This is a genomic window from Bradyrhizobium sp. 35, assembly GCF_023073215.1.
Lineage (GTDB): Bacteria > Pseudomonadota > Alphaproteobacteria > Rhizobiales > Xanthobacteraceae > Bradyrhizobium > Bradyrhizobium canariense_D.
On record NZ_JADPJC010000080.1, the window covers coordinates 277681 to 297892 of the forward strand.

The following is a 20212-nucleotide window of genomic DNA, read 5'->3' on the forward strand; positions in this document are numbered from 1 at the left end:
TGATGGAAACGCGGGCAAATTACGTGCTGATCGGGTCGTTCACGCTGGCGGTGATCGCCGCCGCGATCGGCTTCGTGCTGTGGTTTCAGTCGCTGCACACCACCAAGCAGCGCAGCCCCCTGCGCGTCGTGTTCGAGGGCCCGGCCGCGGGCCTGCGCAACGGCGGCAGCGTCAATTTCAACGGTATCCGGGTGGGCGAGGTGGTCTCGGTGAAGCTCGACAACCCGCGGCGGGTTGTCGCACTCGCCATGGTCGAGAATAACGCCCCGATCCGCAAGGACACCCTGGTCGGCCTCGAATTCCAGGGCCTGACCGGCGTTGCCGCGATCTCGCTCAAGGGCGGCGAGGAGGCAGCGCCTGCGCCACCGCTCGACGAGGACGGCATTCCGACGCTGACGGCCGATCCCAACAAGCTCCAGGACGTCACCGAGGCGATCCGCGGGACGCTCCAGAACATCAACAAGATCGTCGCCGACAATCAGGAGTCGGTGAAGAACTCGCTGAAGAACCTCGAGACCTTCACCAACTCGCTCGCCCGCAACTCCGAGAAGATCGACGGCGTGATGGCCAAGGTCGACGGCGTGATGCTCAAGGCCGATAGCCTCATGCTCGGCCTCAACACGCTCGCCGGCGGCAAGGACGGCGGCGAGCTGTTCCAGGCGGTGAAGTCGATCCGCGAACTGGCCGACGATTTCGACAAGCGCTCCGGCGCATTGATGACCGACGGCCGCCGCACGCTCGGCGACATCAGCCGCGCCGTCAACAATTTCGACCGCAACCCGACCCGCGTCCTGTTCGGCGCCAGCAACAACGCGCCGCCAGCCGCGCCGCCACCGCCGCCCGAGCCGCCGAAGCCTGCGGCGACGCCGAGGCGGCAGTAAGGGTCCCCGATGTCGTCCTGGCGAAAGCCAGGACCCATACCGCGAGGTCCATCGATTGCGATCGATGGGAGTACCGAACGACTGATCTTCGCCAAACTCCTCCCTGGGGTAATGGTCCTGGCTCCCGTGCGCAATTGCGCACTAGGCCAGGACGACATCGAGTGTTTGGTCGATCGCTTCGGTCCTAATGACACCCAAAACAAAACGGAGCCCGCGGGGGCTCCGTTTTTCATTCGCTCTTCGCTATCGCTGCGAACCGCTTATCCCAGCCGGCCCGCTGCGTGCGCGAGTAGCGTGTACACCAGGCCCGTCTCCGAGGTCAGGTGGTTGCGCAGCTCCTGCGGGCCGCGTCCGTCGCGGGCGACTTCGTCGAGCAGGCGTTCGAACTCGGCGACATAGCGGTCGACCGTGGCCTTGAAGTTGCGGTCGGAGCGATACTTGCGGGCGACCTCGTCAAAGGCCTTCTGGCCGGCGGGCGTGTAGAGGCGCTTGGTGAAGGCCTTGTTCTCGCCGCGCTGGTAGCGGTCCCACATCTCGGAGGCGAGGTTGCGGTCCATCAGCCGGCCGATGTCGAGCGACAAGGATTCCAGCGGATTGCCGCCACCTTGCGGAGCCTGCGGCTGCGGAGCCGGTGCAGCCTGGCGGCCGCGCTGGGGCTCACGTCCGCTGGGCGCGCCCTGGTTGGCGTCCGTGCGGCTCAGCAGGTCGGACAGCCAGCCGTCACGGCCCTGGTCATTGCCGGCCGGCGCCACCGGCGGGGCTTCGGTGCGGCGCGAGGAGGCCGGCATGCCGAGGTCCGGCGGCGGCAGCGTCGAGGCGCTGGCGCTCTCGCGCATGCGCGTCTCGGTGCTGCGCGCGCCGACGGCCGCCAGCATCGGCTCTTCCTGGCGTTGCACGCTGGCGCGGCCCGTCGTGGAGACGTCGAGGCCGCGGCCGTGCTGGGCCACGATGCGGTTGAGCTCGGCGAGGGCCTCGATCTGGTCGACGATCACCTTGCGCATCTGCGCAGTGCTCTCGGCGGCCTCCTGGGGCATCTCGAGCACGCCGCGGCGCAGCTCGTTTCGGGTGGCTTCGAGCTCGTTATGCATCTCGAAGGCCATCTGCTTCATGCTGGAGACGAGATTGGTGAACTTCTCGGTCGACTGCTTGAACATCGCATCCGCCTCGTCGGTGGTCTGGCGGTAGATGTCGTGCATGGCCTCGACGGTCTGCCGGTGCTCCTCTTCGGAGGCCGACCGCACCGCCTCGAACTGGCGGGTGATCGCGGCGGAACCGGCGCCGGCGGTCTCCGCGACGACGCGGGCGATGTCGCGGGCACGCTCTTCGGCAGCCGCCAGCGATTCATCGAGCAGGCCGGTGAAGCGCGACAGGCGCTGGTCGAGATCGGCCGTGCGCAGGTCAATCGTGGTGACGAGCGATTCCAGCGCCTCCTTGCGTTCGGCGAGCGAGGCGGTGGTGTTCTTGTTGCTCTGTTCCACCACCTGCGCGGCCTCGACCAGTGCCTTGCCGTGCGCGTCGAACTGGGTCGACAGCTCGCCGAGATCCTGGAGCGCCCGCGTGGTCTTGCTGTTGAAGACGTTGAGCTGGTCTTCCAGGTTCTGCGTCGCAGCGCCGTTGCGCGAGGTGACGTCGTTCATCGCCGAGACGAAGTCGGCGACGCGCGTCACCAGCGCCCGCTCGAGCGAGTTGAGGTTGTCGTGCGCACCGGTCAGCACCTCCTGGAGCAGGATGTTGCCTTCGCGCAGGCGCTCGAACAGGGCGACCGTGTCGGTGCGCAGGATCTTGCTGGTCTCCTGCATCTCGGTGACGGCCGCGATCGAGACCTGGCGCGACTGGTCGATCGCCGCGCGCGAGGCCTGCTCGAGGTCCTTGAGCGACTTGTTGACGGCACCGGTCGCCATCTCGCTCGCCGAGTTGATGGTCCGCGCCAGCTCGGAGCCGTTGCCCATCATGGTCTGCGAGAACGCATGGCCGCGCGTCTCGATCGACTTCAGCGCGTCGGACGTGACGCGGTCGATGTCGAGCGTGAGCTGGCTGGTCTTCGAGCCGATCGCGTCCACGAGCGAGCCGCGCTTGGCGTCGATCATGTTGGCGAGACGGTCGGACTGCTGCTGCACGTAGGTGACGATCTCGTCGGTCTTGCCGGTCATGGCCTGGCCGAAGCTGCTGCTGGCGGCGAGCACCGACCGCTCGACGTCGGCCGAACTCGACTTGACCCGCGAGCTCGCCTCGTTGGAGGCGTTGATCAACGCGTTCTGGGCGTTGAGCGCGCTGGTCTGGATGTCGTTGGTCGCGTTCGCGGTGGCGGTGCTCAGCGTACGCTCGATCTCGCTCGAGATCGTGCGGATCTGGCTTGCGGCATCCGCCGAGGTCGAGGTCAGCGAGGTCTGCGCCTCACGCGCGCTGTTGAGGATGGTCGAGGCGGTGTCGGCGCCGACCGAGGTCAGCGTGCGCTCGATGTCCGTGGTCAGCGACTTGATCTGGCTCGCAGCGTCCGTCGAGGCAGAGATCAGCGTGCCCTGGGCCTCGCGTACGCCGCTGGTGAGCGCCTCGATGGTGGCGCCGCCGGCGGTCGCCAGCGCGCGCTGCATCTCGGCCGCCAGCGAACGAACCTGGCCGGTCTGTTCGGCGGAGACCGCCAGCAGGGTGCTCTGGGCATCGCGGGCGCTGGTCGTGATCGTCTCGGCGGTCGACTGGCCGACCTGCGAGAGCGAGCGATGCACTTCGGCGGCGAGAGACTTGACCTGGCTCGCCGCATCCGAGGACGCGTTGACGAGCGTGCTCTGGGCTTCGCGGGCGCCGGTCATGATGGTCTCTGCCGTCGCGGTGCCCGCCATCGAGAGCGAGCGCTGCACGTCCGAGGACAGCGCCTTGATCTGGTTGGCGGTCTCGCTCGAGGCCGCGATCAGCGCGCTCTGCGCATCGCGGGCGCCGGCGGTGATCGATTCCGCCGTGGTGGTGCCGGCCATCGACAGCGAGCGCTGCACGTCGGCGGTGAGGGTCTTGACGTGGTTGGCGGCGTCCGAGGACGCCGTGACGAGCGTGGTCTGTACCTCGCGGGCACCGGCCAGGATCGAGGCGGCGGTCGCCGAGCCTGCCGACGACAGCGTGCGTTCGACGTCGGCGGTGAGGGTCTTGACGTGGTTGGCGGCGTCCGAGGACGCCGTGACGAGCGTGGTCTGCACCTCGCGGGCACCGGCCAGGATCGAGGCGGCGGTCGCCGAGCCTGCCGACGACAGCGTGCGTTCGACGTCGGCCGCGAGCCCCTTGATCTGGTTGGACGCATCGCCCGACGCGGCGACCAGCGTCGACTGGGCTTCGCGGGCGCTGGTCAGGATCGAGTTCGCGGCACCGGTGCCTACGGCGGTCAGCGCGCGCTCGACCTCGGCGGAGGTCATCTTGAGCTGGGCGTTGACGTCGGAGGAAACCGTCATCAGCGACTGCTGCGCGGTGCGCGCACCGGTCTGGATGGTCTCGCTGGTGTTGACCACGAGGTTGGTGAGCGAGCGCTCGGCGTCCTCGACATGCGAGCGGATCGCGGTCGAGATCATCTCGGCGCGGGACATCATGTCCTCGCTGGCCTGGCGTCCGCTGCTCTCGATGCGGCCGGCGACGGCCTCGACGCGCGAGCCGAGCAGGTCCTCGAACTGCGCCACGCGCACGTCGATGTCGCTGGCGACGGCACCGACCTTGGTCTCGATGGCCTGCTGGATGTCCTGGAAGCGCGCCGTGACCGTGTCGGTCAGGTGCATGCTGCGGCCGTCAATGATCTCGGCGACGCCGGTGATGCGGCGATCGACCGCCTCGATCGCCTGCGCGGTGCCGTCCGTGAGCGTCGAGGTCAGGAGGGTGAGGCGGGAATCGATCGACTGCACGGCCTGCGAGGCGCCGTTTGTCACCGCGCTGGTCAGGTAGGTGAGGCGCGTGTCGATCGATTCGAGCGCCTGCGACGCGCCGCCGGTGAGGGTGGTCGTCAGATGCGTGAGGCGCGTGTCGATCGTCTGGATGGTCTGCGACGCGCCATCGGTCAGCGAGGTCGCGAGGTGGTTGAGGCGGTTGTCGATGGTCTCGACCGCCTGAGACGCGCCGTCGGTCAGCGAGGTCGTGAGGTGGGTGAGGCGGGAGTCGATCGACTGGATCGCCTGCGCGGCACCGTCGGTCAGCGAGGAGGCGAGGGTGTTGAGCCGTCCGTCGATGGTCTCGGTGACCGACTTCGCACGGGTATCGAACGACTGTTCAAGCGCGGCGACGCGGCCGACGAGCTGTTCGTCGAAGGTCTTGATGTGACCGTCGATCGTGGAGTCGAGGCTGGAGATCTTGCCGTTCAGCGAGGCATCGAGGTTGCTGACACGTTCCCCGATCGTGGTCTCGAACTGCACCAGACGCTGGTCGAGCACGGCGGTGATCGCGCCGCCATTGGCGGTGAAGCGAGTGTCGAAATTATCGACATAGGTCTTCAGCGATTCATGGATGTCCTGCGTGCGCTGGCCCATCCGATCGACGATCTCGCCGCCGAAGGTCTTCACGGTGCGGTCGAACTCGGAGATGTGGCGAGTGATCAGCGCGCCCAGCGTGCCGGAGTCGCGGGCGAACTTCTCGACCAGCTCGGTGCCCTGGTTCTTCACCAGCTCGTCGAAGGCGCTCATCTGGAGCGACAGCGAGTCGTGCGCGGTCTCGGTCTGGCTGACGACCTTGGCGACCAGCGTGTTGACGGTGGCGTCGAGTGCTTCGCTCGCCTTGTCGCCGGAGGTCATGATCTGGCCGGCGAGGCGGTTGCCGGCGTCGTCGATCTTGGCGGAGAGGTCGTTGGAGCGCAGCTCGAGCTCGAGCAGCAGCGAGTCCGAAGAATTCTTCAGGCTGTCGTGCACCTGCTCGGTGCGCTCGGAGATGCCGTCGACGATCGCGGCGGAGCGCTGCTCGAACTCGCCGGTGATGCGGTCGATGCGCTCGTTGAGCATTTCGTGGACGCGGTCGGCGAGATCGACGAACTCGTCGTGAACGTGGCCGGTCTTGAAATTGAGGCTGGTGGTCAGCCGCTCGCTGGCGTCGAGCACGGCGCGCGTGGTCTCGTTGCTGGCCTCCTCGAGGCGGTCGAGCAGGTCGCCGCCGCGCTCGCCGAGCGCGAGAATCATGTTGTCGCCGGCGTTGCTGAGCGCACCGGTGATGTGGGCGCCGCGCTCTTCGAGCGCGCCGGTGATGGACTTGGCGACCTCGTCGACGCGCGAGGCGATCGCGTCCGAGATCAGCGCGATGTCATGGCGCAAATCGATCTGCACGCCGGAGATGGCGCTGCGGACCTGCTCGGCCTGGCCGACCAGATTGTCGCGCTGATGCGCGATGTCCTGAAGCAGGGCGCGGATGCGAACTTCGTTGTCGGAATAGGCGCGTTCGAGCGCCGCGACCTCGTTGGCGACCAGCGTCTCGAGCTCGCCGGCGCGCGCGATGGCGCGCTCGATGCCGTCGCCCATCGCCGCAACCTCGCGGCGGATGGCCTGGCCGACGGTCACCATGGAATCCGAAGCCGAGCCTTCCGGCTCGGAGAAGCGGATCGCAACCTGGGCCATAGCCTGCGCGACCGAGCTCATTTGCTGGCCGCGCCAGACGAGGCTCGCCAGGAAGAAGAACAGCATGATCGGCGCGAAGAACATCGTGACGAGACCGGCAATGGCCAACACGCCGCCGCTCTGGCCCATCGCGGCCTGGATCGATGGCAGGAAGCCGACCGTCAGCGCGGCGCAGGCGGCCAGCCAGATGACGGTGAAGATTGTCGCGCCGGTGTAGATGTTGCGGGTCGGGCGTCCCGTCTGCAACGTCTGCAAGAGCTGGCCGATGGTCGCACGGTCGTCATTGGCGGCGCGGCGCGAGGAACGCGGCTCCTCGATCTGGTCGAACATCGCGCGTTCGTTCGCGGCAGGGCGCGCGTCGAAGCTCGGTTCGTCGAACATCGGGGGAGCCGGTGGCGCGACCGGGGGCGACGTTTCGTTGCGCATCGAGGCGTTGCGGCTGGTGTCCGCGGCCGTGTCGCTGATGTTCAGGGCTTCCTGGATTGCAGAAAGCGCATCTTCTGTGGGGTCTTTGACCTTTTTCGGAGTGTTTGCCATGTTCAGTCCGAGCCCTCGTTACTTGTACGCGTCCCCCCGCGAGCTCTGCGCGCTACGCAAGCCCACAGTCCGGATCATGCCGCTTCCGCGGATCTCCGAGCCATCCCCACCCGGATGGCTTGTCCGCCAATTTCTCCAACATCCTATTGGCAGAGCGTCGCGAATGAAATGCCCGCGATTAAGACATTCTTAATCATCGTTAACAGGATCGCGCCGTAAGGCCTTAGCAATAAATGCAATTCTCCACCGGACTCGCCGGATTGCGGCAACTTTTCGTCAATAAACAGGCAGATTTGCGCAAAACGGCCGGAACATTTCGTTAACCATTTCCGTGCTTGGGTGGAGGGAACTTGACCGCCGGACCGGCGGACATCGCGCGATGCCGGGGCCTGCGCCATGATACCTGAACTGCGACGGATGGACTGGATGCCCTCGCCCCCGCTTGCACCCATCGACAGCCCGCTCGACCTCGATCATCTCTCCCGCATGACGCTCGGCGATTCAGAGCTGGAGCAGGAAGTGCTGGCGATGTTTGCGGAGCAGGCGGTCCGCCTGATCGCGGCGATGGCAGCGCTGCCGGCCGAGGCCGGCGCACTCGCCCACAAGCTCAAGGGCTCGGCGCGCGGGATCGGCGCCTTTGCTGTGGCAGACGCCGCAGCCAGCCTGGAGACCGCGATCCAGACCGGCCAGGGCCGGCCTCACGCCCTCGCCGCACTGAAAGAGGCGGTGACCGAGGCTCGCGCCGCCATCGAGGCGATCCTGAATCCTTAAGCCGACAGGGCCAGAACCGTGCTGTAGTCTTTTGTTTTGACGGGTCTTCTTCCCGCGAAGCGGTATTCGCGACTTCATCAAAACGCTATGGCGCCGGGCTGACCGACCCGTTATAGGACAGCCCGGACCCTCCTTCATTCCCTAGATCGCGGCAGCACGAGCACACATGGCGAAAATCCACTTTGTCGATCACAAGGGCGAAACCCGTACGGTGGACGTCGAGAACGGCGCGACTGTGATGGAAGCCGCCATCCGCAACAGCATTCCCGGCATCGAGGCCGAATGCGGCGGCGCCTGCGCCTGCGCCACCTGCCATGTCTATGTCGACGAAGCGTGGCGCGAGAAGGTCGGCAGCCCGACGCCGATGGAAGAGGACATGCTCGACTTCGGCTTCGACGTGCGCCCGAACTCGCGCCTGTCCTGCCAGATCAAGGTCTCCGACGAGCTCGACGGCCTGGTGGTGGCGACGCCGGAACGCCAAGCCTAACTCTGTTAGCTATCATGTGCTCGGCGGCGCGACCTGGATGCCGCGCTTGTGCCAGGGGCTGAGCTTCTCAAGCACTTCCGCGATCAGTGGCGTCGGCCGGCGCGACGCTTCGTCGATCATCACGGCGACCGATGTCGCCGATGCAATGCACTTCCCTTCCGAAAACACCACCTGCTCGAACGTTACCGACGTTCGTCCCAGCTTCACGACGCCGAGACCGAGCTCGATCGTGTTCGGCCAATGCAGCTCCGCGCGAAAATGGATGTCGAGCCGCACCATGATCCAGGCAAGTCCGGGCGGCGTCAGGCCGTATTCCGGGAGCTTCATCAGCGTGACACGGCCGGTCTCGAAATAGGTGGCGTAGACCGCGTTGTTGACGTGCTGGTTAGGGTCGAGATCGCCGAAGCGGACATTGTCGCTGAGGCGAAAAGGGTAGTCCTCCAGGCGCGGCGTCGTATCGAGGCGACTTGGTGCGTTCACCGATTGATCTCCGTCATATCGTTGCTGGTTACAGCCCAGTTATCCTGACCCGGCAAGTGGGCGCGGCCGCGGGGCGCTCCCGCTTTTATGCCTTCCCTGATCCATCCCCGTTGGCTAGACAGGCAGGGTCACCTCGGCCCAAAGGGCGCCGTCCCACCGAACGACCGATAAAGAGACGACATGAGCGACGCGATCAAAACCGATGTGCTGATTATTGGTGCCGGCCCCTGCGGTCTGTTCGCCGCCTTCGAGCTGGGCCTTCTCGACATGAAGACGCATTTCGTCGACATCCTCGACAAGGTCGGCGGCCAGTGCGCAGAACTCTATCCGGAAAAGCCGATCTACGACATTCCCGGCATTCCGCAGGTTTCGGGGCAGGGCCTCACCGACGCGCTGATGGAGCAGATCAAGCCGTTCCATCCGACCTTCCATCTCGGCGAGATGATCGAGACCGTCGAGAAAATCGGCGATCCGCTGTTCCGCTGCACCACGGACGCCGGCAAGGTGTTCGAATGCAAGGTGCTGGTGATCGCTGCCGGCGGCGGCTCGTTCCAGCCCAAGCGTCCACCGGTGCCGGGGATCGAAGCCTATGAAGGAAGCTCGGTGCACTACGCCGTGCGCAAGATGGAGACGTTCCGCGACAAGAACGTGCTGATCGTGGGCGGCGGCGATTCCGCGCTCGACTGGACGCTCAATCTGCATCCGATCGCCAAGCGCATCACGCTCTTGCACCGTCGCGACGATTTTCGCGCCGCCCCCCACAGCGTCGAGCAGATGCGCGCGCTGGTCGCTGCCGGCAAGATGGATCTGCGCCTCGGCCAGGTCACCGCGCTGTCAGGCAGCGAGGGCAAGCTGAGCGGCGCCACCGTGAAGGGCAACGACAACAGCGTGAGCGAAATTACTTGCGACACCATGCTGCCGTTCTTCGGGCTGACCATGAAGCTCGGTCCGGTCGCGAACTGGGGCATCGCGCTGGAGAACAATCTGGTGCCGGTCGAGACATCCGCGTTCGAGACCAATGTGCCAGGCATCTTCGCGATCGGCGACATCAACACCTATCCCGGCAAGATCAAGCTGATCCTGTGCGGCTTCCACGAGGGTGCGCTGATGTCGCAAAAAGCCCATCGTTACGTCTATCCAGAGAAGCGGCTCGTGTTCCAGTACACGACATCGTCCTCCAGCCTGCAAAAGAAGCTCGGCGTCAACTGATGGCGGCGGGCGATGCCCCATGTTCTGGTGCTGGAACAGTTCGCGAAATCGCCGTAGTCTGCGGCCATTGCAGTTGGCGGCTTAGCAAGGCGATTGGCTCAGCAAGGTGATGATAATGCGGACTCTCTTTTCCAGCTTTCGGCTGTTCTCGCTCCTCGCGCTCGCGATGACGCTCGGTGCGGTGAGCCCGGTTGTGGCGCAAGTGCAGCAGCCGACCGCCGCAGGCCTCTGGCAGAAGGTCGAAGACGGCAAGACGGTGGGATGGTTTCTCTTCATCGACCACAACGGTGTGTTCGAAGGAGTCATCGCAAAAACCTTCCCGAGGCCCGGCGACGACCCGAACGAGGTCTGCGCGAAATGCACGGACGATCGCAAGAACGCGCCGGTGCTTGGGCTCTCCTTCATCCGCGACATGAAGCGCGACGGCCTGAAATATGACGGCGGCAACGTGGTCAATCCTCGCGACGGCAACATCTGGAAGGCCAAGATGACGGTCAGCCCGGATGGGCAGACGCTGACGATGCGCGGTTTCCTCGGCATCTCCCTGTTCGGCAAGGACGAGACCTGGACGCGTCTTCCCGACGCCAACATCGCGCAGGTCGATCCCGCCATCGTCGCCAAATATCTCCCGGCGCAAGCAACCGCCGCGACCAAGCCCGTGCCCGTGCCCGCGGCGAAGAAGGGCGGCGCGATGATGGCGCCGGTGCCGAAGCAGTAGGGTCTACGTCACGCGCTGTGCCGCCTGAACTTCCGTAGCTCCACACACCGCCGTCATTGCCCGCGAAGGCGGGGACTCCAGTACGCCGCAGCCTCTCGGTGTTCTTGCGCGGTGTCCGTGGACCCCGTGCGCAATCGCGCATGCGGCCGGCTGAGACAGCGGAGAACTTGGCGCGCGAGCAGCGGTCATACCCGTCGAAAGACCAATGCGTGCCGGACGCGCGCCAGTAGTTCCCCGGAATGCGCGGTGGCGCCGGATTTGCATAGCTATCCGCAAAGCTGTTGGGGGATGAGTCGCCGTCCTTGACGCCTTCGCCGAGTCGCGGAAGGCGGACGGCAGCTATCGCCCCGCGGCGATGATCTCGATCCGCGGAGACGACATGAGACGTGCAATATCGTGTGCCGCCATGCTGCTGGTCCTGACGGTGCTGCTGACGGCCCCAATGATGGCGCGCGACGACGGGCGCTACGCCAACTCGCCATTAAAACCCTGGTTCGAGAGCCTGCACAGCGAATACGGCCAATGCTGCTCGGATGCCGACGGCTATATGGTCGCCGACGTGGACCGGGAATCCGACAAGGGCCGTTATCGCGTGCATCTCGACGGCGAATGGGTGGTCGTGCCCGACGGCGCCGTCATCACCGAGCCGAACAAGATCGGCCGCACCATGGTGTGGAAGCACTATACCGACGGCCATCCGCGGGTGCGCTGCTTCATGCCAGGCAGCATGACGTAGAGTGAAACGTCATCCCGGGCGACGCGCAGCGTCGAACCCGGAATGGCGTCGAGGCTTAGCGCGCCTCGTTGTTCGCGCTGACGTTCGCAAGCCGCTTCACGCGTGGCGACAGCACCGACATCTGCGCGGGCGAGGCGGGCATGCCGGCGACGATCATCGCGGGCGCAGTCGACTGCTCCTCGACGCCCGCGCCGCCGAGCACCTGGACTTGCGTCGCCGAGATCGGAAACGACGTCACTTCGTAAGAGGGAAGCTCGCCGGCGAACGCGCCTGACGAGTTGGCAATCATCGCTGCGGCAACGGCAATCATCGAAAGAACGCGCTTTGGAAAATCTCCGTGAGAAGTGGCAATCGGAGGTTAGGTCGCGGCGATGCCGCAACAGGTTCGCTCGTATGCGACCATTAGATCGCGGTCGCTGATCTATTTGATTGCGTGATGTCGAGCGACGAAGCGCGAAGGAAGTTTTCCGCGCCAATGTTTCCGGACGGTTTCGCGGGAGTGGTCGCGCGGTGACGCGTCGGTGCCCCACGTCCCGAAACGGCACCAATGCATCCACGCGGCGAGGCAGCGTCCGCGCGCGGCGCTCAGGTCACTGGCGCCGGATTGAACAGCGTCAAATCGTTGTGGATGCCCCAACGATCCGACCAGGGCTTGGTGCGGCCGCTGGCGACGTCGAGGATCAGGCGGAACAGGTCCCAGCCGGTCTCCTCGATGGTCTTCTCGCCGGTGGCGATCCCGCCGGCATCGAAATCGATCAGGTCCTTCCAGCGTCGCGCCAGCTCGCTTCGAGTCGCGACCTTGATCACGGGCGCAGCCGCAAGGCCGTAAGGCGTGCCGCGGCCCGTTGTGAACACCTGCAGCGTCATGCCGGAGGCGAGCTGGAGCGTGCCGCAGATGAAGTCGGACGCCGGCGTTGCCGCAAACAGCATGCCCTTCTGCGTCGCCTTCTCGCCGGGCGAGAGGACGCCGGTGATCGCGCTTGATCCGGACTTGACGATCGAGCCGAGCGACTTCTCGACGATGTTGGCGAGGCCGCCCTTCTTGTTGCCGGGCGTGGTGTTGGCGCTGCGGTCCGCGCCGCCACGGGCCAGATAGGAATCGTACCAGGCCATCTCGCGGACCAGCGCGCGGCCGACGTCCTCGTTGATGGCGCGCCGCGTGAGCAACTGGATCGCGTCGCGCACTTCGGTGACTTCCGAGAACATCACGGTGGCGCCGGCGCGCACCAGCAGGTCGGCGGCGAAGCCGACCGCAGGGTTCGCGGTGACGCCGGAGAACGCGTCGCTGCCACCGCATTGCAGGCCGATGACGAGATCGGCGGCCGGGCAGGTCTCGCGGGTGCGCTTGTTGAGGATCTTGAGGCGGGCCTCTGCCTGGGTCATGATTGCCTCGACGATGGCGCCAAAGCCGTCAAAGGCTTCGTCCTGCATGCGCACGATGGCATTGCTGACGCCTTCCGGCACCAGACGCTCGGGCGCAAGCTTCTCGCAGCCGAGGCTGATGACCAGGATCTCGCCGCCGAAATTCGGGTTCTGTGCGATGTTTTGCAGCGTGCGGATCGGAATCACGGCATCAGGCGCGTTGATGGCGACGCCACAGCCATAGGCATGCGTCAGCGGCACGACGTCGTCGACATTCGGATATTTCGGCAGCAGCTCGGCGCGGATGCGCTTCACCGCATATTCCATCGTGCCCTTGACGCATTGCACCGAGGAGGAGATGCCGAGGATGTTCTTGGTGCCGACCGAGCCGTCGGAATTGCGAAAGCCTTCGAACGTGAAACCTTCGAGCGGCGGCAGCGGCGCGGGAACGGCGGTGGAGATTTCCAGCTTGTCGAGGGCAGGGGCCTCCGGCATACGAATGCGCGCTTCGTCCACCCATTCGCCGGCCAGGATCGGCGCGAGCGCATGGCCGATTACCTCGCCATAGCGGATGATCGGGGCGTCCTGCGGGATGTCGACCAGCGCCGTCTTGTGTCCCTGCGGCACGAAGGCGCGCAGCGTCAGCCCGCTGGCGAAGCGGGAGCCGGCGGGAAGCCCGAAATCATTGACAACGATCGCGACGTTGTCGCGCTCGTTGAGCTTGATGTAGCGAGGCTGCTCTTTCGCTGCGACTGACTGGTCCATCTGCTTTACCTCGGAAACTCAAGTCGTAGGGTGGGCAAAGGCGCAAAGCGCCGTGCCCACCATGCTTCGTGCCGAACGTAAGCGGTGGGCGCGCTTCGCTTTGCCCACCCTACGATATCTTGCCCGTGGTTAGCCGGGATAGGTATAGGCGGTCTTCACCGTCGTGTAGAACTCGCGGGCATAGGAGCCCTGTTCGCGGGCGCCGTAGCTCGAACCCTTCCGGCCACCGAACGGCACGTGATAGTCGACGCCGGCCGTCGGCAGATTGACCATCACCATGCCGGACTCGCTGTTGCGCTTGTAGTGCGAGGCGTATTTCAGGCTGCTGGTGCAGATGCCGGAGGCAAGGCCGAACTCGGTGTCGTTGGAGATCGCGAGCGCCTCCTCGTAGTTCTTGGCGCGAATGACGGCGGCGACCGGGCCGAAGACCTCCTCGCGCGAAATGCGCATGTTGTTGTTGGCCTCAGTGAACAGCGCCGGCTGGAGGTAGTGGCCGGGCGTTTCGCGCTTGAGCAACTCGCCGCCCCAGGCGAGCTTGGCACCCTCGTCCTGGCCGATCTTTATGTAGCGCAGGTCCTGGTCGAGCTGGCTCTGGTCGACCACCGGGCCGATATGCACGCCGGCCTTGAGCGCGTCGTCCACCGTGAGGCCTTTCAGGCGCTCGGTCACCGCCGCAACGAAACGGTCGTGAATACCTTCGGTGACGATCAGGCGCGAGGACGCCGTGCAGCGCTGGCCGGTGGAGAAATAGGCGCCGTTGACGGCGACTTCGACGGCGGTCTTGAGATCGGCGTCGTCGAGCACGACCAGCGGGTTCTTGCCGCCCATCTCGAGCTGGAATTTCTTCATGTTGCTCGAGGTCACGCAGGCCTGCGCGATTTTGCGGCCGGTCTGCACCGAGCCGGTGAAGGTGATCGCGGCGACGTCGGGATGCTCGATCAGGGTCTGGCCGACCACGGAGCCCGAGCCGACAACGAGGTTGAACACGCCGGACGGGATGCCGGAGCGGGTGATGATCTCGGACAGCGCATGCGCCGAGCCCGGCACCAGTTCGGCAGGTTTGAACACCACGGTGTTGCCGTAGCAGAGCGCCGGCGCGATCTTCCAGGCCGGGATCGCGATCGGGAAATTCCAGGGCGTGATCATGCCGACGACGCCCATCGGCTCACGGGTGAGCTCGACGTCGATGCCGGGACGGACGGAAGCGCCCTTCTCGCCGATCATGCGCAGCGCCTCGCCGGCGAAGAATGCGAAGATCTGGCCGGCGCGCGCGACCTCGCCAATTCCTTCCGGCAGCGTCTTGCCTTCCTCGCGGGCGAGCAGGCGGCCGAGATCTTCCTTACGGGCGATGATTTCGAGAGAGATCTTGTTCAGCGCGTCATAACGCGCCTGGGGTGTCGACTGCGCCCAAGCGGGGAAGGCGGCCTTGGCGGCTGCGATCGCCTTCTCGGTCTGGGCCTTGTCGGCCTTGGCGTATTCGCCGACGACGTCGTTGGTGTTGGAGGGGTTGATGTTCTTGGTGACGGCGGAGCCATCGACCCATTCGCCGCCGATGAAGTTCTTCAGGATCGCAGTCATAGCTTCCTCCAGAGTTTTTAACGAACCAGGCAAGGACGCTTGTCGTCGAAGGTCCAGCCGGTGATCAGGTCCTGCATGGCAATAGCGTCATCGCGGGCGCCGAGTCCATGCTGCTTATAGAGGTCATGCGCGGCGTCGATGGCGGCCCTGTCGATTTCGATACCCAGGCCCGGCCTATCCGGCACCGCGATCTTGCCGGCCTTGATCTGGAGCGGCTCCTTCGTCAGGGCCTGACCGTCCTGCCAGATCCAGTGTGTGTCGATCGCGGTGACCTTGCCGGGGGCGGCGGCGCCGACATGGGTGAACATGGCGAGCGAGATGTCGAAATGGTTGTTGGAGTGCGAACCCCAGGTCAGGCCGTTGTCGCGGCAGGTCTGGGCCACGCGCACCGAGCCTTGCATGGTCCAGAAATGGGGATCGGCCAGCGGAATGTCCACCGCGCCGAGGCGCAGCGCATGGGACAATTGCCGCCAATCGGTCGCGATCATGTTGGTCGCGGTGGGCAGGCCCGTTGCGCGGCGGAACTCGGCCATGATCTCACGGCCGGAGAAGCCGCCTTCGGCGCCGCAGGGGTCCTCGGCATAGGCGAGGATGCCGTGCATGTCCTTGCAGAGGCTGATGGCCTCGTCGAGCGACCATGCGCCGTTCGGATCCAGAGTCACGCGCGCATTCGGAAAGCGCTTGGCGATCGCGGTGACGGCCTCGATCTCCTGCTCGCCGCGCAGCACGCCGCCCTTGAGCTTGAAATCGGCGAAGCCGTAATGGTCGTGGGTGGCTTCCGCGAGCCGCACCACGGTCTCCGGCGTCATCGCCTCCTGATGGCGGAGGTTGAACCATTCCGCCTTGCCGGTCTCGCCGCCGACATAGTCGAGCTTGGATTTGCGGCCGTCGCCGACGAAGAAGAGATAGCCCAGCGTCTCGACGCTGGTGCGCTGCTGGCCCTCGCCGAGCAGGGCTGCGACCGGCAGGTTGAGATGCTGGCCGAGCAAATCGAGCAGCGCGGACTCCACGGCCGTGACGGCGTGGATCATGACGCGGAGATCAAAAGTCTGCTTGCCGCGGCCGCCGGCATCGCGATCGGCGAAGGCGGTCCTGATATCGGCGAGGATGTTGTTCATCGCGCCGACGGTCTTGCCGATCACGAGATCACGGGCTTCCTGCAGTGTCTGCCAGATCTTCTGCCCGCCAGGCACCTCGCCGACGCCGGTGTGACCGGCATTGTCGGTGAGGATGACGATGTTGCGGGTGAAGAACGGCGCATGCGCGCCGCTCAAATTGAGGAGCATGCTGTCACGGCCTGCGACCGGGATCACCTGCATCGCGGTGACGACCGGTGCGCCAGTGATCTCGGTGTTGGCCATCGCAGGCTCCTCCCTGTGTCGTTTGTTATTCTGCAGCCTGTTGTGACGATCGGATGGCGGGCAGATTCTTCACCAGCGCCGTGACCTCCGCGATCTCCTGCTCGGTGAGATCGGTCAGCGGCGGGCGGACGGGGCCGGAATCGCGGCCGATCACCTTCATGCCGGCCTTGATGATCGAGACCGCATAGCCCTTCTTGCGGTTGCGGATCGCGATCAGCGGCAGGATGAAATCCTTCAGGCCGGCGTGGATCGTCGCGTGGTCGCGCTTGCGCACGGCGGCGTAGAAGTTGGTGGCGAATTCCGGAACGAAGTTGAATACGGCCGAAGAGTAGGTGGTCACGCCCATGTCGAGATAGGGCAGCGCGAAGGTCTCAGCCGTCGGCAGGCCGCCGATATAGGTCAGGCGGTCGCCGAGCTTGGTGTAGACGCGGGTCATCAGCTCGATGTCGCCGATGCCGTCCTTGTAGCCGACGAGGTTCGGGCAGCGTTCGGCGAGGCGGGCGAGCGTATCGGGCTGGAGGATGGCGTTGTCGCGGTTGTAGACGATGACGCCGATCTTCACGGAGGCGCAGATCGCTTCCACATGGGCAGCAAGGCCGTCCTGCTCGGCATGGGTGAGATAGGGCGGCAGCAGCAACAAGCCGTCGACGCCCGCCTTCTCCGCGCCGATCGCGATCTCGCGCGCGGTGGCGGTGCCGTAGCCGGTGCCGGCGAGCACGGGCACGCGGCCCTTGGTCTCATCCACGGCGATCTTGACGACCTGCGGAACCTCGGCCGCCGTCAGCGAGAAGAACTCGCCGGTGCCGCCTGCGGCGAACAGGCCTGCGACGTCATAGCCGCACAGCCAGTCCATGTTGGCGCGGTAGGTCGCATCGTCGAAGGAGTAATCCGCCTTGAACGGCGTGACGGGGAAGGAGAGGAGGCCGGATCCGATCTTCTGGGCCATTTCCTGCGGGGTCATCTTGCTCATGGGCGCTGCTCCCTGGTCTCGTGTTGTGGAGGACGCAAAGGCTGCGCGTCCATGCGACCGTGGTTTAGGAGACCCTTCGATGCGGGTCCAAGCCAAAGCCTATATCGACCAATGCGAAATCAGCATCAATCTTCCATCACCTCCGCCGAGGACAATTCGCTCGCGATCTTGACGAGCGCCGAGAGCAGCGGATTGTCGTCGTCGCGGCGCCAGACCATGAACAACTCGACCGGGACGCGGGTGCGCAGCTTCAGCGGCCGCAGGCGGACGTCCGCGATCTTCAGGCTCGCGGCCGCCGCCGGCACGATGGCGAGGCCGAGGCCGGCGCGCACCATGGCGAGGATGGAGTGGATCTGGCTCAGGTGCTGGACATAGCGCGGCAGGATGTCGGCGCGGGTGAATAGCGCCACCAGCACGTCGTGGAAGTAGCGGCTCTCATAGGGCGAATACATCACGAAGGGCTGGTTGTCGAAATCCTTGATCGTGATGGTCTCGGCATTCGCCAGCGGATGCTTTTTCGGGATCGCGGCGAGCAGGGGCTCGGCGACGACGCGGCGGCTGGCGATTTCGGGGCGCGCGATCGGGGGCCTGAGCAGGCCGGCATCGATCTGGCCCGAGGTCAACGCCTCGAACTGGTCGCCCGACACCATCTCCTTCAGCGAGAAGTCCACCTCGGGCAGCTTGGCGCGGCAGGCGGCGACGAGTTCGGGGAGGAAGCCGTAGGCGGCGGCCGCGGTGAAGCCGATCTTCAGCGAGCCGGACTTGCCGAGCGCGATACGGCGGGCGACCTGCGAGGCGCTTTCCGCAAGCTTCAGGATGCGCCGCGCTTCCGGCAGGAAGCTGCGCCCGGCAGGCGTCAGGCGCACCGAGCGGCTGGTACGCTCCAGCAGCGGCGCATCGATGATGTGCTCGAGCACCTGGATCTGCCGGGACAGCGGCGGCTGGGTCATGTTCAGCCGTGCGGCGGCGCGGCCGAAATGCAATTCCTCCGCTACCGTGACGAAACAGCGGAGCTGGTTGAGGTCGAACATCGATACATGCCTTAGATGGATAAGGCGTTTCCCCGGCGCTTCTAGCATCGATTACTCCCAAAACAAAGACGGCGGCCGTGAAGCCGCCGTTAAGTTGCCTGGTCAAGCTCCCATGGGGAGCCCTCAGGAGGAACGTTTGAGCACCACGCGCTCGATCTTGCCGACAACCACGAGATAGGCGAATGCGGCCACCAGCGCATTGGCGCCGACGAATATCAGCGCCCCGTTGAAGGAGCCGGTCGCGGCCAGGATGTAACCGATCACGATCGGAGTGCTGATCGAGGAGAGGTTGCCGAAGGTGTTGAACAGGCCGCCCGAGACGCCGCCGGCTTCCTTCGGCGAGGTGTCGGAGACGACAGCCCAGCCGAGCGCGCCGATGCCCTTGCCGAAGAAGGCGAGCGCCATGAAGCCGACCACCAGCGCTTGGCCGTCGACATAGTTGCAGGCGATGATCGACATCGACAGCAACATGCCGCCGACGATCGGGATCTTGCGCGCCATCGTCAACGAGCCGGTCTTGCGCAGGATCGCGTCGGAGATGACGCCGCCGAGCACGCCGCCGATGAAGCCGCACAGCGCCGGCAGCGTCGCGACGAAGCCGGCTTGCAGGATCGACAGGCCGCGCTCCTTCACGAGGTAGACCGGGAACCAGGTCAGGAAAAAATAGGTCAGCGTGTTGATGCAGTACTGGCCGAGATAGACGCCGAGCATCATGCGGTTGGAAAGCAGCTGGCGGATGTGGTCCCACCCGGAGCCGGCCTCGGGCGCGCGCTCTTGCTTCAGATCGTCTTTGGGCGCGTCGAGATCGACCAGCGCGCCGCCGTCCTTGATGTAGTCGAATTCAGCCTCGTTGATGCCGGGGTGCTCTTTCGGCCCGTAGACGGTCTTGATCCAGACCAGGCCCATGATGATTCCGAGCGCGCCCATCACGAAGAACACATAGCGCCAACCGTAGTCGTGCGCGATCCAGCCCATCAACGGCGCGAAGATCACGGTTGCGAAATACTGCCCGGAATTGAAGAACGCAGAGGCGGTGCCGCGCTCGTTGCTCGGAAACCAGGCCGCGACAATGCGGGCGTTGGCGGGGAAAGACGGCGCTTCGGCGATGCCGACGAGGAAGCGCAGGCCGAACAGCACGACGATCGCGGTGCCGGCGCTGAAGAAGCCGACCCAGCCCTGCATCGTCGTGAACAGCGACCAGACGATGATGCTGAAGGCATAGACGAGGCGGGAGCCGTAGCGGTCGAGCAGCCAACCGCCCGGCACCTGCGCGATCACATAGGACCATCCGAACGCCGAGAAGATGTAGCCCATCGCGACGGGATCGAGGTGCAGCTCCTTGGAGAGCGCGGGCCCCGCGATCGACAACGTGGCGCGGTCGGCATAATTGACGGTCGTGACCAGGAACAACATGGTCACGATGAACAGCCTGACGCGAGACCTTCTCACATCCGCTGCGGACATCACTGCGCTCATTGCGCGCCTCCTTAGAACTCGAAACGTTTCCCCACTGCGACTCCTAGAGGCGCGCGCGGCAAAGTGTCCAAGTTCAAGGCAGTATCGATCGATGCTGCTTTTGGATTGATGGAACGGCAGGTGGGAGGAACGATCGAGGTGACGGCGAACCCGATCCCACCACGCACGCCGTTGTCATTCCCGCGAAGGCGGGGAATCCAGTACGCCGCGACGTCTCGATTCAATCACGTCTGTCACGGAGTACTGGATCGCCCGCCTGCGCGGGCGATGACAGTGTGCGGGTAGA

16 protein-coding genes are annotated in these 20212 nt (G+C 65.3%); 6 read left to right on the forward strand and 10 right to left on the reverse strand.

What is annotated here, in order from left to right:
* Positions 1-2: 2 nt before the first annotated feature.
* Positions 3-881 carry an MlaD family protein gene (locus IVB36_RS17495; RefSeq protein ID WP_204511764.1) on the forward strand — a complete coding sequence of 293 codons (879 nt, stop codon included), beginning with the start codon at positions 3-5 and terminating at the stop codon, positions 879-881.
* Positions 882-1141: 260 nt separating this feature from the next.
* On the opposite strand, the gene IVB36_RS17500 is transcribed toward IVB36_RS17495, so the two are convergent.
* Together IVB36_RS17500 and IVB36_RS17505 are read right to left on the reverse strand one after the other, a co-directional pair.
* A complete protein-coding gene (locus IVB36_RS17500; RefSeq protein ID WP_247392549.1) occupies positions 1142-6982 on the reverse strand; it encodes a negative regulator of septation ring formation in 5841 nt (1946 codons plus the stop codon).
* A gap of 143 nt (positions 6983-7125) precedes the next feature.
* Positions 7126-7380 (reverse strand): hypothetical protein, encoded by a 255-nt coding sequence (locus tag IVB36_RS17505; protein WP_247392551.1) that lies wholly within the window; start codon positions 7378-7380, stop codon positions 7126-7128.
* Between the two features lie 28 nt (positions 7381-7408).
* Here IVB36_RS17505 and IVB36_RS17510 point away from each other — a divergent pair, with 28 nt between their 5' ends.
* Entirely contained in the window at positions 7409-7753 is a 345-nt protein-coding gene (locus IVB36_RS17510; RefSeq protein WP_247361752.1) for an Hpt domain-containing protein, read from the forward strand.
* Positions 7754-7919: 166 nt separating this feature from the next.
* Complete coding sequence (locus IVB36_RS17515) at positions 7920-8240, forward strand: 2Fe-2S iron-sulfur cluster-binding protein (RefSeq protein ID WP_045008721.1); 321 nt, start codon at positions 7920-7922, stop codon at positions 8238-8240.
* Between the two features lie 12 nt (positions 8241-8252).
* Here IVB36_RS17515 and IVB36_RS17520 read toward each other — a convergent pair whose 3' ends face one another.
* Positions 8253-8720 carry a thioesterase family protein gene (locus IVB36_RS17520; RefSeq protein ID WP_085357942.1) on the reverse strand — a complete coding sequence of 156 codons (468 nt, stop codon included), beginning with the start codon at positions 8718-8720 and terminating at the stop codon, positions 8253-8255.
* 180 nt (positions 8721-8900) lie between these two features.
* Here IVB36_RS17520 and IVB36_RS17525 point away from each other — a divergent pair, with 180 nt between their 5' ends.
* From IVB36_RS17525 to IVB36_RS17535, 3 genes are all read left to right on the forward strand, one after another.
* A complete protein-coding gene (locus IVB36_RS17525) occupies positions 8901-9929 on the forward strand; it encodes an NAD(P)/FAD-dependent oxidoreductase (protein ID WP_007612390.1) in 1029 nt (342 codons plus the stop codon).
* A 115-nt stretch (positions 9930-10044) separates the two neighbouring features.
* Positions 10045-10647, forward strand: a complete 603-nt coding sequence (locus IVB36_RS17530; RefSeq protein WP_204511761.1) for a DUF2147 domain-containing protein — start codon at positions 10045-10047, stop codon at positions 10645-10647.
* A gap of 379 nt (positions 10648-11026) precedes the next feature.
* Positions 11027-11383 (forward strand): hypothetical protein, encoded by a 357-nt coding sequence (locus tag IVB36_RS17535; RefSeq protein WP_247392553.1) that lies wholly within the window; start codon positions 11027-11029, stop codon positions 11381-11383.
* A 55-nt stretch (positions 11384-11438) separates the two neighbouring features.
* On the opposite strand, the gene IVB36_RS17540 is transcribed toward IVB36_RS17535, so the two are convergent.
* The 7 genes from IVB36_RS17540 to IVB36_RS17570 all read right to left on the reverse strand — a co-directional run bounded on the left by IVB36_RS17540 (position 11439) and on the right by IVB36_RS17570 (position 19926).
* Complete coding sequence (locus tag IVB36_RS17540; protein WP_247392555.1) at positions 11439-11693, reverse strand: hypothetical protein; 255 nt, start codon at positions 11691-11693, stop codon at positions 11439-11441.
* Between the two features lie 275 nt (positions 11694-11968).
* Positions 11969-13510 carry a galactarate dehydratase gene (gene garD / locus IVB36_RS17545; protein WP_085383954.1) on the reverse strand — a complete coding sequence of 514 codons (1542 nt, stop codon included), beginning with the start codon at positions 13508-13510 and terminating at the stop codon, positions 11969-11971.
* 129 nt (positions 13511-13639) lie between these two features.
* The gene (locus tag IVB36_RS17550) at positions 13640-15088 is read right to left on the reverse strand and encodes an aldehyde dehydrogenase family protein (RefSeq protein ID WP_247392557.1); all 1449 of its coding nucleotides are present in this window, start codon (positions 15086-15088) and stop codon (positions 13640-13642) included.
* A 17-nt stretch (positions 15089-15105) separates the two neighbouring features.
* Positions 15106-16449, reverse strand: a complete 1344-nt coding sequence (gene gudD, locus IVB36_RS17555) for a glucarate dehydratase (RefSeq protein ID WP_247392559.1) — start codon at positions 16447-16449, stop codon at positions 15106-15108.
* Between the two features lie 25 nt (positions 16450-16474).
* Entirely contained in the window at positions 16475-17419 is a 945-nt protein-coding gene (gene kdgD / locus IVB36_RS17560) for a 5-dehydro-4-deoxyglucarate dehydratase (RefSeq protein ID WP_247392561.1), read from the reverse strand.
* Between the two features lie 125 nt (positions 17420-17544).
* On the reverse strand, positions 17545-18450 hold the full coding sequence (locus tag IVB36_RS17565) for a LysR substrate-binding domain-containing protein (RefSeq protein WP_247392564.1): 906 nt from the start codon (positions 18448-18450) through the stop codon (positions 17545-17547).
* A gap of 123 nt (positions 18451-18573) precedes the next feature.
* Positions 18574-19926: an MFS transporter gene (locus tag IVB36_RS17570; protein WP_247392566.1), complete on the reverse strand. Its 1353-nt coding sequence runs from the start codon at positions 19924-19926 to the stop codon at positions 18574-18576.
* Between the last annotated feature and the right edge of the window lie 286 nt (positions 19927-20212).